We start from the raw sequence: 12,867 nt of genomic DNA, 5'->3' as shown, positions 1-12,867 counted from the left end.
GATGTTCCTGGTTTCAGAGCTACGAAAGTATCAGAAATCCGGCCGGGGCGTCCTGGCGCGCGGCCGCGGGGCCGGTGCGTTGACGCTGGCCGTGATTTCCGCCGCCCTCGGGGCGGCTGTTGGGGCCGCGCCCGCTGCCGCCCAGACCGTGCGGCAGGCGGTGCAGCCTGCACAGCCCCAGACGCCGCAGGAGGCCGTGGCGGCCGCCCGCGATGCGGTCAACAAGCGCCAGTGGGCGCAATTGCCGCCGCTGGTGTCGCGCGCCAAGGGCGATCCCCTGGCCATGTATGCCGAATACTGGCTGCTGCGCTATCGCCTGAACGCGTCTTCGGTGCCGACGCCCGCCGCGGATCTCGAGGATTTCATGCGGCGTAACCAGGGCGCCTACCTGGCCGACCGCCTGCGTGGCGACTGGGTGCTGGCCGCCACGCGCTCGGGCGATTTCGCCACCGCGCGCCGCCTGGGCGAGGTCGTGGCCGCCACCGACCAGGTGAAGTGCGCGCAACTGGAGGCCGCGCACCTGGGCGGCCAACGCGCCACGCCCGCGCAAGCCCAGGCTGTCTTCACGCCGGGCTCTGCCTGTTGGGACCTCTATGACCAACTGGTCGCCGACCGGGTGCTGGGCCCGCAGCAGTTGATCCCGGCGCTGCGCGACGCGCTGGAAGCCAACAAGCGCGACGATGCGCGCCGCTATGCGGTGTATGTGTTCGAGCCCGCGCAACTGCGCGATTACGACGCGCTGATGAAGGATCCCATGAAGTGGCTGGTGCGCCAGCCGCGTCCGGTCAAGGGCGACATGGAGCGCGAGCTGGTGGCCGTGGCGCTGTCGCGCCTGGCGCGCAGCGACATGACGCCCGGCGAGGCCTATCTGCGCCGCGAGTGGGAGGGCCTGCCGCGCGAACTGAAGCAGTGGGTCTACAGCCAGTTCGCCCTGGTGGCGGTGCTCAATCTCGATGATCGTGCCCACGAGTGGTACAAGCACGCGGGTGACGTGCGCATGAGCGAATACAACCACGCCTGGCGCGTGCGTGCCGCCTTGCGCCAGCCGAAGATCGACTGGGCGTGGGTCATGAAGTCCATCAGCCAGATGCCGGCCTCGCAGCAGGCCGAGCCCGTCTGGGTGTACTGGCATGCGCGTGGCCTGCAGGCCACCGGCCATCCCGAGCAGGCGCGCAAGCAGTACGAAAGCATCGCCCCCGGTTTCAACTTCTATGGCCAGCTGGCGGCCGAGGAGCTGGGCCGCGTCATCACCGTGCCGGCCCGTCCTTCGCCGCTGACCGACGCCGAGATCGCCGAGGCGCGTGGCCATGCCGGCCTGCAGCGTGCCGTGGCGCTCTTCAAGCTGGGCTGGCGCCCGGAGGCCGTGCCCGAGTGGAACTACTCGCTGCGCGGCATGAATGACCGGCAGCTCATGGCCGCGGCCGAGCTGGCGCGCCAGGAAGGCATCTACGACCGCGTGGTCAACACGTCCGAGCGCACCGAGAGCGAGTTCGACTTCACCCAGCGCTTCATCGCGCCGTTCGAAGGCCGGGTCAGCGCGCAGGCGCGCCAGATTTCGCTGGATCCGGCCTGGGTCTATGGCCTCATCCGCCAGGAGTCGCGTTTCATCACCGACGCACGTTCCGTCGTGGGCGCATCGGGGCTGATGCAGCTGATGCCCGCCACGGCCAAGTGGGTGGCGAAGCGGATCGGCATGACCGACTTCCAGCCTTCGCGCGTGAACGAGTTCGAGGTCAATACGATCCTGGGCACGAACTACCTGAACATGGTGCTGGGCGACCTCAACGGTTCGCAGGTGCTGGCCAGCGCCGGCTACAACGCCGGTCCGGGCCGTCCGCGCCTGTGGCGCTCGCGCCTGTCGCATCCGGTGGAAGGCGCGATCTTCGCCGAGACGATTCCTTTCACCGAGACGCGCCTGTATGTGAAGAACGTCCTGTCGAACGCCACGTACTACGCGGCGCTCTTCACCGGCGAGCCGCAGTCGCTGAAGGCGCGCCTGGGCCACATCGCGCCGCAACGCAACGAACGCACGGCCTTGCCGTGACGGCGGCCGCTGCCGATCCCGCCCTCGACGGCCTGCAGGTCTATGTCGTGGGCGGGGCCGTGCGGGACGACCTGCTGGGGCGTCCCGCCGGCGACCAGGATTGGGTCGTGGTGGGCGCCAGCCCCGAGGACATGGCCGCGCGCGGCTTCATCCCGGTGGGCGGCGATTTTCCCGTCTTCCTGCATCCGGACACCAAAGAGGAATACGCGCTGGCGCGCACCGAGCGCAAGTCGGGGCGCGGCTACAAGGGCTTCGTCTTCCATGCGGGGCCCGAGGTCACGCTGGAAGAGGATCTGGCGCGGCGCGACCTGACCGTCAACGCCATTGCCCGCCACGCCGATGGCACGCTCGTCGATCCGATGGGAGGTGTCGAGGATGTGCGCGCACGCGTGTTGCGCCACGTGGGCGAGGCTTTCCAGGAAGATCCGGTGCGCGTGCTGCGGCTGGCGCGCTTCGCGGCGCGTTTTGCCGATTTCACCATCGCGCCGGAAACCCTGGCGCTGTGCCGCCGCATGGCGGCCGAGGGCGAGGTGGATGCCCTGGTGCCCGAGCGCGTGTGGCGCGAGGTGTCGCGCGGCCTCATGGCGGCGCAGCCCTCACGCATGCTGCGGGTGTTGCAGGACGCGGACGCCTTGCCGCGCATCGCGCCCGAACTGCGGTTGACCGACACGCTGCTGTCCGACCTGGACCGTGCCGCGGACCAGGGCCTGGCCTTGCCTGGGCGTTACGCCCTGCTCGCGCGTGGCGCCCAGGATCCGGATGCCCTGGCCAAGCGATGGCGCGTGCCGTCGGAGTGCGCCGATCATGCGCGCCTGCTGCGCCGTGTGCTGGATTACGCGGCGTCGGATGCCCGCGATGCGCTCGCGATGCTGGACCTGATCGAAAGCTGCGACGGCCTGCGCAAGCCCGAGCGCTTCCTGTCCCTGCTGGATACCGCGGCAGTCGTCGCGGACACGGACCGTGAGCGCTTGACGCTGGCCTTGGCGCAAGTGCGCGGCGTGGATGCGGGCGCGGTGGCGCGCGCCTGCGCGGCCAATCCCGCCGAGATCAAGTCGCGGGTGCGCGAGGCGCGCTTGCAGGCCTTGCTCGGCCAGGACGCCGGCACGCCCTGAGCCCGCCGGGCGTCGAGGGTTCTACAGCGCGCCGCGCCGGTCGCCGCGCAGGAAGCCCAGCAGCGGCGGGTCGATGTCCCGGCCCACTGCCAGCACCTTGAAGAGCTCACCCATTTCCGCTTCGGAGAGCAGCCGTTGCACGGGCGCCAGGCGCGCGGCATGGGCGCGCACGTCGGTGGCGTCCGCCTGCGACAGCAGCGTCAGCAAACCGGCATTGCCCAGGAAGCGCGCCTGCGAGGTGTAGCCCAGCACGTCCAGGCCGCCGGCCAGCGCCGCGTCGGCCATGGCGGTGAAGTCCACGTGCGCCGTGATGTCCTGCAGGCCGGGCGCGACGAAGGGGTCGGCGTGCGCGTGGTGGCGCAGGTGGCACATCAGCGTGCCTTCGGCGCGCTGCGGGTGATAGAACTCATGGCGCGGGAAGCCGTAGTCGATCAGGATCGCGGCGCCGCGCGTGAGCCATGTGCCCAGGTCGCGGACCCAGGCCTCGGCCTGCAGGTTGATCTCGGTGACGTAGCCAGGCAACGCTGGCATGCGCTCGGCCAATGCCGCGCGCAGCGTGGCGTCGGCAGGACGCGCGTCCCAGGCAAAGGCCGGGGCACCTGCAGCGGCGGCTGCATCCAGCACCACGCCGTATTCGAGCACGGCGCCTTCGCCGTTCCAGCCCGCGCGCCGCGCCGGCATGGCGTCCAGCACTTCGTTGGCGATGACACAGCCCTGGAAGCCCGACGGCAATGCATCCAGCCACTGCACCGCGTCGCCATGGGCTGCCAGTGCCGTCTGCTGGCGTGCGCGCAGGTCGGCCGACACCTCCAGGATGTCGTAGCGGATGCTGCGGCCCTCTGCCCGCAGGGCATCGAGCACGCTGCGCGCCAGCGCGCCCGAGCCCGCGCCGAATTCCAGCACGCGGTTCGATTCGCTGCGATCCAGCACCTCGGCGATCTGGCGGGCCAGCGTGTGGCCGAAGAGCGGGGTGAGTTCAGGCGCGGTGGTGAAGTCGCCCGCAGGGGCGCGGACATCGCCTGCATCGAGCTTGGCGCTGCCGGCGGCGTAATAGCCCAGGCCCGGCGCATACAGCGCCTCGCGCATATAGGTGTCGAACGGCAGCCAGCCGCCGGCTGCCTGCACGCATTCGGCCAGGTGCGCCGCGACGCGTGCGCCATGGGCAAGCGCGTCGGGATGCAGCGGGGGCAGGCCGCGGGGGGGAGGGGTGGCGGAGGCACTCATGCGTGGGTCCTGATTGATGCACCCGGCATGATAAAGGAAGCGAAAGGGGAGGGCCCCAAGCCGCAGGCGCGGCCCGGAAAGCAAACCGCCGACCACGAGGGTCGGCGGAATGGAGACAGCGTGTTCGGCGCGCACCTTGCGGTACGCGCCGTTGGCGATCAGGCGTAGTCGCGGCGGGCGGGCTTGCCGGCGGGACGCGCGCCCTGGGGGCGGCCTTCCGGGCGGGCGCCTTGGGGACGGCCCTGCGGGCGCGCCTGCGGGTGGCCTTGATAGCCGCCCTGGCCGTAGCCTTGCGGGGCGCTGCCTTCGGGGCGGCGCGACTTGCCGTAGGACGGCTTGCCGGCGTTGCCGCCGAACTCAGGCTTGCCTTCGCCGGGACGGCGCTTGGGGGCGCCGCTGGGCTTGAAGCCGGGACGGCGGCCGGTGGGCGGGCCCGAACGCACGATGCGCTTGGGTTCCAGGCCTTCGATGACCTGGGCCGGGATCGGCTGGCCGATGTATTGCTCGATACGGCGGATCTTGTGGCGCTCGGTGTGCGTGACCAGGGTATAGGCCTGGCCGCTGCGGCCGGCGCGGCCCGTGCGGCCGATACGGTGCACGTAGTCCTCAGCCTGCATGGGCAGGTCGAAGTTGAAGGCGTGGCTGATGCCCTGCACGTCGATGCCGCGGGCAGCCACGTCGGTGGCGACCAGGATGCGGACCTGGCCGCGTTGCAGCTGGGACAGGGTGCGGGTGCGCTGGCGCTGGTTCATGTCGCCATGCAGCGCGGCGGCGGGGAAGCCCTGGTCGGCCAGGCGGTCGGCCAGGTCATCGGCGCCACGCTTGGTGGACGTGAAGACGATGGCCTGGTCCAGGCTGGCGTCACGCAGCAGGTGATCCAGCAGGCGCAGCTTGTGCTCCGAGTCGTCGGCGTACAGCAGGTTCTGCGTGATGTTGGCGTGCTTGTCACGCTGGCCGGCGAGTTCGAGGCGCTCGGGCTCGCGCATCATGCGCTGGGCCAGGCGGGCGATCGTGCCATCCAGCGTGGCCGAGAACAGCAGCGTCTGGCGCGTAGCGGGCGTGGCGGCCACGATGGTTTCGATGTCTTCGATGAAGCCCATGTCCAGCATGCGGTCGGCTTCGTCCAGCACCAGCGTGTGCACGCCGGACAGGTCGACGCGGCGGGCGTTCAGGTGGTCGATCAGGCGGCCGGGCGTGGCGACCAGGACGTCGACGCGGCGCGACAGGGCGCGCAACTGGGCGCCGTAGGGCATGCCGCCGACGACCGTGGCGGTGCGCAGGTCCTTCAGGCCCTTGCCGTATTGCAGCGTGGCGTCGTTGACCTGCAGGGCCAGTTCGCGCGTGGGCGTCAGGACGAGCACCTGCACGCCCTTGGATTTGTTGGAGGCTTCCTGCACGATGCGGTGCAGCGAGGGCAGCATGAAGGCGGCGGTCTTGCCGCTGCCGGTCTGCGAGGAGACCATCAGGTCCTGGCCGCTCAGGGCCTTGGGGATGGCGGCGCTCTGGACGGGCGTGGGCGTGGTGAAGCCGGCTGCGTTCAGGGCGGACAGCAGTTCGGGCGCGAGGCCCAGGGTATCGAAGGACATGCGGGTTCCATTGCGGCATGCGCCGCGCAACAGGACGCGACCGGGCAAATGCGCGGTACGCGGGGACCTACGGTTGATCGAACATCGTGCCGACCGAATCAACCGTGCGCGAGCGGCATCCAGAACAGAAGGAGCCAGCGAATGGAAAGGAGGTCAGGAAGCGATGGCTGTCGGTATCGATGCCGGCATTGCCGGGCGGACTGCTAATGCGCCGAGGAGATGTGTGTGGCGCGCGTCGATACCGCAACGAGTGTGCAGTGCGAGCATCATACTCGAAAACCCTAGGTCAAGCACGCAAGTCTCGGGAAACATTGCTGAAATCTTGGGAAATCGTCGCGTGGATCAGACGAAAGGGCGGGAAGGCGTCATGTTTTCGTCATTTTTTGGCAAGCGCGACGGACCCCGCAGGGTCAGGCCGCGGGGGCTTCCCAATCAATCGGCGCCGCACCCTGTTCCACCAGCCACGCATTGGCCTGCCGGAAATGGTCGCAGCCCAGGAAGGGCACGGGCGGGCGGCGCGCGGACAGCGGCGAGGGATGGTTGGCCATCAGCACACGGTGGCGGCCATCGGCGGGCAGGAGCGCGGCCTTGGCCTGCGCGTGGGCGCCCCACAGCAGGAAGACCTTGGGTGTGGGCAGCGCAGCCACGCGCTGGATCAGCGCGTCGGTGACCGCCTCCCAGCCGCGCTTGGCGTGTGCGCCCGCCTGGCCGTCTTCCACGGTCAGCGAGGTGTTGAGCAGCAGCACGCCCTGGCGCGCCCAGCGGGTCAGGTCGTTGGGCATGGTGTCGGCGCGGGCCTTGGCGTCGGCCGGCGTCACGCCGGCTTCGCTTGCGATCTCGAGGAACATGTTGCGCAGGCTGGGCGGGCGGCGCATGGCGTCCGGCACCGAAAACGCCAGGCCCTGCGCCTGGCCGGGTCCGTGATAGGGATCCTGCCCCAGGATCACCACGCGGGTATCTTCGGGCGCCACCAGTTCCAGGGCGCGGAAGGGCCGGGCCGGATAGATGATGGCGCCGGCCTGCCGCCGCTCGTCCAGGAAGGCCTGCAGGCGCGCCAGCGCTTGCGCCGCGGCGGGCTGGGCGAGGGCGTCGCGCCAGGCCGGCGACAGTTGCGCGGCCTCGTCGGCCAGGGAGGTGCTGAGCAGGTTGGAGGCAGTCATGGGCGCGATTGTGGCATGCCAGTCGTGCCCGACGCGGCGGCGTCGCCGGCGGGTCGGTGCAGCAGGTCCAGGAAATGCCGGGCGGGCGCGCTCAGCGGACGGTCGCGCGGCACGATGCTGCCGTAGGTGGTCAGGCGGCGCTGGATCCGGTAGCCCAGGATGGCCAGCAGGCCGTGCTGCGCGTAGCGGCTGGCGACGGATTCCGGAATCACGCCCAGCATGTCGGACTTCATCGCCAGGTTGGTGGTGGTGAGGATGGAGGCCGATTCGATGAGCCCGCGCGGCAGCGGGTGGCCGTGCGCACGGAACTCCTGCTCCATGACTTCGCGCATCGGGCTGCCTTGCGGCTGCAGGACCCAGGGATAGGCCTGCATGGCCGCGAAGTCGACATGCGCCAGGCTGGCCAGGGGGTGGTCCACGGCCGCGATCACCGACAGCGCCTCCTTGTCGATGTCGCGGAAGACGTAGTCCTGGTTGGAGAGCGACAGCATGCGGCCGATGACGACGTCCAGCTTGCCTTCGTTCAACTGGCGCGCGAGCAGGTCGCTGGTGCCGGTGGATATCTCCACGGCCAGCAGGGGATAGGTCTTCTTCAGCGCCAGCAGCGCATCGGTCAGCGGCCCGGGCGAGGCGGCCATGATGCTGCCGATGAAGAGCTTGCCCGCGCTGCCCAGGCGCAGCTCTTCCAGCTCACGCGCCAGCGACGAGACCGTACCGCGCAAGCCGCGGAAATAGCCCATCACGCAGTCGCCCGCGGCGGTCAGCGTCAGGCCTCGGCCGATGCGCTCGAAGAGCGGCTGGCCCACGGCCAGTTCCAGCTCCTGCAGCATCTTGCTGGCTGCCGACTGCGTCATGTTCAGGCGCGCGGCGGCGGCGCGCAGCGTGCCGCGCTCCTCGATCTCCAGCAGCAGCACGATCTGCCGCATGCGCAGGCGGCTGAGCAGCGCGGGGACGTTCAGCGAGGTGGCCATGATGTGAAACCCTGGATCGTTCACCTGAGGTGAACGGTTGAGTAGAAAGTTTCATTTTACGGAAACAAAGGCGCTCCCTAAGATGGCGCCATCGACCCCGCGTCACGACGGGGCGCATACAAGAAGATCACAGGAGACAAAAAGTGAAGCGTTCGCTCATCGCCTTGATATCCGCCTGCGCGCTGGGTCTGGCGGCAGCCGCCCCGGCCACCGCCCAGACCCCTTGGCCGACCCAACCCCTGCGCCTGTACGTGGGCTCCGCGCCCGGCGGTGGCACCGACGCCATGGCGCGTGCCGTGGCCGACAAGCTGGGGCCCGCGCTGGGCCAGACCGTGGTGGTCGAGAACAAGCCCGGCGCGTCCAACACGCTGGCTGCCGTGCAGGCCTTGCGGTCCACCGACAACCATTCGATGGTGATGGGCGTCTCCACCGCCCATGCGATTGCGCCGCACCTGCTGAAGCTCGGCTACGACAACGACCGCGACCTCGTGCCGGTGGTGTTCGTGGGCGCCGTGCCCAACGTGCTGGTGGTCAACAACGACATGCCGGCCAAGACCGCCCAGGAATTGATCGCCCTGCTGAAGGCCAGGCCGGGCGCGTACAACTTCGCCAGCAGCGGCGCGGGCAGCACGCAGCACATCGCGGCCGAGCTCTTCAAGGATGCGGCGGGCGTGCAGATGATCCACGTGCCTTACCGCGGCAGCGGCCCCGCGCTGGTGGACCTGATGGGCGGGCAGGTGCAGATCGCCTTCGAGACGGCGTCGTCCGTCATCCCGCACATCCAGTCGGGCAAGGTGCGCGCGCTGGCCGTGCTGAGCGAGCAGCGCAACCCGCAGATTCCGGACGTGCCCACGTTGGCCGAAGCCGGCCTGCCGGGCGTGGAGATGAGCGCCTGGTATGGCATCTACATGCCCAGCAGCGTGCCGGCGGCGTACCAGACACGCATCCACGACGAGGTCAACGCCGCGCTGTCGCAGCCCGACACGCAGAAGCGCCTGCAGGCCATCGGTGCGCAATTGAAGCCCATGAGCCAGTCCGCGTTCGCGCAGTTCCACCAGGCCGAGAACCAGCGTTACGCCGCCATCATCAAGAAGAACCGCATTTCCCTGGAGTGAAGCCATGACCGGTGAAGCCATGACCGCAACGTCCCGACCCGTGATCGCCCTGACGCTGGGCGACCCCGCCGGCATCGGCCCCGAATTGATCGCGCGCTTGCTGGCCAAGCCGGAAACCGGTGCCCGCGCCAATATCGTGCTGGTGGGCGACCCCTGGCTGTGGGAGGCCGGGCAGGCGGTGGCGGGGTTGCGGGTCGCCACCGACGCCATCGATGATTTCGCCTCGGTGCGTGAGCGCGCCAGCGCGGCGCGGCCGGCCTTCCTGCGCATGGACACCGTGACGCAAGCCGACTCGCCGTTGGGCGAGGCGCGCGCGACGGGCGGCGCCTCGGTGCTGACGGTGCTGAACGCCTGCATGGACGCTGCGCAGCGCGGCGAGATCGACGCGATCTGCTTCGCGCCGCTGAACAAGTACGCCATGAAGCTGGGCGGCCTGGGGCATGACGACGAGCTGCACCACTTCGCGAAGTACCTGGGCGTCGAGGGCTACTTCTGTGAGTTCAACACGCTGGGCGACCTGTGGACCTCGCGCGTGTCCTCGCACATCCCGCTGAAGGACGCGGCAGCGGCGCTCAGCGTCGCGGGCATCCAGGCGGCCACCCGGCTCATCCATCGCTCGCTCGTGGCGAACGGCTTGCCCGACGCCAGGGTGGCGGTGGCGGCCTTCAATCCGCATGGCGGCGACGGCGGCACCTGCGGGCGCGAGGAAGTCGACATCATCGCGCCGGCCGTGCGCGCCCTGCAGGCCGAGGGCCTGCCGGTGGTGGGCCCGTATCCGGCCGATACCATCTTCCTGAAGGCGCAGGCGGGCGAGTTCCAGGCCATCGTCACCATGTATCACGACCAGGGCCAGATCGCGCTGAAGCTGCTGGGTTTCTCGCGCGGCGTGACGGTGCAGGGCGGCCTGCCCATCCCGATCACGACGCCCGCGCATGGCACGGCCTATGACATCGCAGGCCAGGGGCGCGCCAACGTCGACGCCACCTGGCAGGCGTTCCAGATCGCCTGCCGCATGGGCGCGGCGCAGCGTGCCAGCGCGCTGGCACGCTGATCTCCCGCAACTGAATCCCGACTCCACGACCACGTCATCACCAGGCAGGACTCTCCATGAAGATCAAATCCGTCCGCGCACGCGTCTATGAATGGAAGGGCAAGACCGTGCCGCCGCAAGGGCACTTCTGCTCCAACGCGATGGACATGCTGTATTCCCCCGCCGAGACCATGAGCACCTTCCGTTTCCACGGCTGGACCGTGGTGGAAATCGAAACGGACGACGGCATCGTGGGCCTGGGCAACGTGGCGCTGGCGCCGCGCATCGCCAAGGCCATCATCGACCAGTACCTGGCGCCGCTGGTCATCGGCCACGACCCCTGGGACTATGAATACCTGTGGCAGCGCATGTACCGCGCCACCCACGCCTGGGGCCGCAAGGGCGTGACCATGGCCGCGATCTCGGCGGTGGACCTGGCGATCTGGGACATCCTGGGCAAATCGGTGGGCAAGCCCGTCTTCAAGCTGCTGGGCGGCCGCACCAAGGAGAAGATTCCCTGCTATTACTCCAAGCTCTACCGCGGCGACCTGGACGCCATGCAGCGCGAGGCGCAGACCTACCTGGACCAGGGCTTCACGGCCTTCAAGATGCGCTTCGGCTATGGTCCGGCAGACCTGCAGAAGGGCGTGGTCGAGAACCTGAAGTCGGTCGAGGCCGTGCGCGAGGTCATCGGCTACGACAACGACCTGATGCTGGAGTGCTACATGGGCTGGAACGTCGAGTACGCCAAGCGTATCCTGCCCAAGCTGGAGAAGTACCAGCCGCGCTGGCTGGAGGAGCCTGTCATTGCCGACGACATCGACGGCTATGCCGAGCTGAACGGCCTGACATCCATTCCGATCTCTGGCGGCGAGCACGAGTTCTCGCTATATGGCTTCAAGCATCTGCTGGACCGCAAGGCGGTGTCGGTGGTGCAGTACGACACCAACCGCGTGGGCGGCATCACGGCCGCGCACAAGATCAACGCCCTGTGCGAGGCCTTCAGCGTGCCGGTGGTTCCGCATGCCGGGCAGATGCACAACTACCACCTGACGATGAGCACGCTGGCCTCGCCCATGAGCGAGTACTTCCCGATGTTCGACGTCGAAGTGGGCAACGAGCTCTTCTACTACATCTTCGATGGCGAGCCCGTGGCCAAGGACGGGTTCCTGGACCTGTCGGATGACGTGCCGGGGCTGGGCCTGACGCTCAAGACCGACTACCTGAACGACTTCAACATCATCGAATGAGGCCTGCCATGACGACTGCCCGCGCGCCGCGTTACCGCGGCATCTTCCCGGTGGTGCCCACCATCTTCACCGGCAGCGGCGAGCTGGACCTGCCCGGCCAGCTGCGCGCCGTCGATTTCATGATCGACTCGGGCGCCGACGGCCTGTGCATCCTGGCCAACTTCTCGGAGCAGTTCTCGCTGTCGGACGCCGAGCGCGAACTGCTGACCCGCCGCATCCTGGAGCACGTGGCGCAGCGCGTGCCGGTCATCGTGACCACCACGCATTACGGAAGCCAGGTGTGTGCCGCGCGCAGCCGCCAGGCCCAGGATTGGGGCGCGGCCATGCTGATGATCATGCCGCCCTACCACGGCGCCACGCTGCGCGTGCCCGAGGCCGGCGTCGTCGAGTTCTTCCAGCGGGTGTCCGATGCGGTGGACATCCCCATCATGATCCAGGATGCGCTCATGAGCGGCACGCCGCTGTCCGCGCCCCTGCTGGCGCGCATGGCGCGCGAGATCGAGCAGGTGTCCTATTTCAAGATCGAGACACCGGGCGCGGCCACCAAGCTGCGCGACCTGATCGCATTGGGCGGCGATGCCGTGGAGGGGCCGTGGGATGGCGAGGAAGCCATCACGCTGATGCCCGACCTGGACGCCGGGGCCACCGGCGCGATGACGGGTGGCGCCTATGCCGACGGCCTGCGGCCGATCATCGTGGCGCATCGCGAAGGGCGCCGCGAGGAAGCGGCGCAGCGGTACGAGCGCTGGCTGCCGCTCATCAACTACGAGAACCGCCAGGGCGGCATCCTGAGCGCCAAGGCCTTGATGCAGGCAGGGGGCATCATCCAAAGCGATGCCTCGCGCCATCCTTTCCCGGCCCTGCGCCAGGAAGTGCGAGAGGGGCTGCTGGAGACGGCGCGCCGGCTGGATCCACTGGTGTTGCGCTGGGGGAAGTGAGTCAGGTCAACGCGCGCAGCGCCGCCACCAGGGCGTCGCGATAGGCCGGCAAGCGTGCGCGGGCCGCCTCGGCGCCCGCGCCGATCGCCTCGCGGCGCGGCGCGACCCAGACCGGATCGGGGAAGGCGCGGTCGTCGCGCCAGCGCGGGATCACGTGCCAGTGCACGTGCGCCACCATGTTGCCCAGCGAGGCCAGGTTGACCTTGTCGGGCATCAGGAACTGCCGCTGCGCCACTTCCACCGCGTGGACCGCGCGCAGCAGCCGTGTGCGTCCGGCTTCGGTGATGTCGCTCATCTCCGCCGCATGGGCGTTCCAGATGATGCGGGTGAAACCGGGATAGGCGGGGTCGTCGACCTCGATGGCACGCCACTCGGCATCGCGCCAGAGCACCGTGCCGCCATCTTCACGGCAAAGGGGGCAGTCCATGCGCGGGGCT

The 12,867-nt window shown here is 69.2% G+C and carries 11 protein-coding genes; 6 read left to right on the top strand and 5 right to left on the bottom strand.

Annotation, left to right across the window (positions count from 1 at the left end; genetic code table 11):
- Position 1 precedes the first annotated feature (1 nt).
- Together ODI_RS21430 and ODI_RS21425 are read left to right on the top strand one after the other, a co-directional pair.
- Positions 2-2,044, top strand: coding sequence for a lytic transglycosylase domain-containing protein (locus tag ODI_RS21430; RefSeq protein ID WP_074046835.1), 2,043 nt, complete (start codon positions 2-4; stop codon positions 2,042-2,044).
- Complete coding sequence (locus tag ODI_RS21425; RefSeq protein ID WP_067757534.1) at positions 2,041-3,156, top strand: tRNA CCA-pyrophosphorylase; 1,116 nt, start codon at positions 2,041-2,043, stop codon at positions 3,154-3,156. The genes ODI_RS21430 and ODI_RS21425 overlap by 4 nt, the downstream gene beginning before the upstream one ends.
- Positions 3,157-3,177: 21 nt before the next feature.
- Here the strand turns inward: ODI_RS21425 and ODI_RS21420 are convergent, their stop codons facing one another.
- From ODI_RS21420 to ODI_RS21405, 4 genes are all read right to left on the bottom strand, one after another.
- Positions 3,178-4,380: a class I SAM-dependent methyltransferase gene (locus ODI_RS21420; protein ID WP_067757531.1), complete on the bottom strand. Its 1,203-nt coding sequence runs from the start codon at positions 4,378-4,380 to the stop codon at positions 3,178-3,180.
- A 158-nt stretch (positions 4,381-4,538) separates the two neighbouring features.
- Positions 4,539-5,966: a DEAD/DEAH box helicase gene (locus tag ODI_RS21415; protein ID WP_082985442.1), complete on the bottom strand. Its 1,428-nt coding sequence runs from the start codon at positions 5,964-5,966 to the stop codon at positions 4,539-4,541.
- Positions 5,967-6,376: 410 nt separating this feature from the next.
- Positions 6,377-7,126, bottom strand: a complete 750-nt coding sequence (locus tag ODI_RS21410) for a uracil-DNA glycosylase (RefSeq protein ID WP_067757527.1) — start codon at positions 7,124-7,126, stop codon at positions 6,377-6,379.
- A complete protein-coding gene (locus tag ODI_RS21405) occupies positions 7,123-8,097 on the bottom strand; it encodes a LysR family transcriptional regulator (protein WP_067757828.1) in 975 nt (324 codons plus the stop codon). Before ODI_RS21405 ends, ODI_RS21410 begins: the two co-directional genes overlap by 4 nt.
- Before the next feature lie 143 nt (positions 8,098-8,240).
- Between ODI_RS21405 and ODI_RS21400 the strand changes: the two genes are divergently transcribed.
- The 4 genes from ODI_RS21400 to ODI_RS21385 are packed head-to-tail and all read left to right on the top strand — an operon-like array spanning position 8,241 to position 12,430.
- Positions 8,241-9,212 (top strand): Bug family tripartite tricarboxylate transporter substrate binding protein, encoded by a 972-nt coding sequence (locus ODI_RS21400; RefSeq protein ID WP_067757524.1) that lies wholly within the window; start codon positions 8,241-8,243, stop codon positions 9,210-9,212.
- Between the two features lie 4 nt (positions 9,213-9,216).
- Positions 9,217-10,263, top strand: a complete 1,047-nt coding sequence (locus ODI_RS21395) for a 4-hydroxythreonine-4-phosphate dehydrogenase PdxA (protein ID WP_231968159.1) — start codon at positions 9,217-9,219, stop codon at positions 10,261-10,263.
- A 56-nt stretch (positions 10,264-10,319) separates the two neighbouring features.
- Positions 10,320-11,492, top strand: a complete 1,173-nt coding sequence (locus tag ODI_RS21390) for an L-rhamnonate dehydratase (RefSeq protein ID WP_067757522.1) — start codon at positions 10,320-10,322, stop codon at positions 11,490-11,492.
- An 8-nt stretch (positions 11,493-11,500) separates the two neighbouring features.
- On the top strand, positions 11,501-12,430 hold the full coding sequence (locus ODI_RS21385; protein WP_067757519.1) for a dihydrodipicolinate synthase family protein: 930 nt from the start codon (positions 11,501-11,503) through the stop codon (positions 12,428-12,430).
- Between the two features lies 1 nt (position 12,431).
- Here ODI_RS21385 and ODI_RS21380 read toward each other — a convergent pair whose 3' ends face one another.
- Positions 12,432-12,857: an HIT family protein gene (locus ODI_RS21380; protein WP_067757516.1), complete on the bottom strand. Its 426-nt coding sequence runs from the start codon at positions 12,855-12,857 to the stop codon at positions 12,432-12,434.
- Positions 12,858-12,867 lie beyond the last annotated feature (10 nt).

The sequence above is a fragment of the Orrella dioscoreae genome (assembly GCF_900089455.2).
GTDB lineage: Bacteria > Pseudomonadota > Gammaproteobacteria > Burkholderiales > Burkholderiaceae_B > Orrella > Orrella dioscoreae.
The sequence above is the reverse complement of the archived record's forward strand: the minus strand, read 5'-3'. Positions and strand labels throughout refer to the sequence as shown.

Bases quoted from the DNA above. Each gene is read 5' to 3' on its own strand.
- ODI_RS21430 (WP_074046835.1), top strand. From the start codon at position 2: ATGTTCCTGGTTTCAGAGCTACGAAAGTATCAGAAATCCGGCCGGGGC.
- ODI_RS21420 (WP_067757531.1), bottom strand. From the start codon at position 4,380: ATGAGTGCCTCCGCCACCCCTCCCCCCCGCGGCCTGCCCCCGCTGCAT.
- ODI_RS21415 (WP_082985442.1), bottom strand. From the start codon at position 5,966: ATGTCCTTCGATACCCTGGGCCTCGCGCCCGAACTGCTGTCCGCCCTG.
- ODI_RS21410 (WP_067757527.1), bottom strand. From the start codon at position 7,126: ATGACTGCCTCCAACCTGCTCAGCACCTCCCTGGCCGACGAGGCCGCG.
- ODI_RS21405 (WP_067757828.1), bottom strand. From the start codon at position 8,097: ATGGCCACCTCGCTGAACGTCCCCGCGCTGCTCAGCCGCCTGCGCATG.
- ODI_RS21395 (WP_231968159.1), top strand. From the start codon at position 9,217: ATGACCGGTGAAGCCATGACCGCAACGTCCCGACCCGTGATCGCCCTG.
- ODI_RS21390 (WP_067757522.1), top strand. From the start codon at position 10,320: ATGAAGATCAAATCCGTCCGCGCACGCGTCTATGAATGGAAGGGCAAG.
- ODI_RS21385 (WP_067757519.1), top strand. From the start codon at position 11,501: ATGACGACTGCCCGCGCGCCGCGTTACCGCGGCATCTTCCCGGTGGTG.
- ODI_RS21380 (WP_067757516.1), bottom strand. From the start codon at position 12,857: ATGGACTGCCCCCTTTGCCGTGAAGATGGCGGCACGGTGCTCTGGCGC.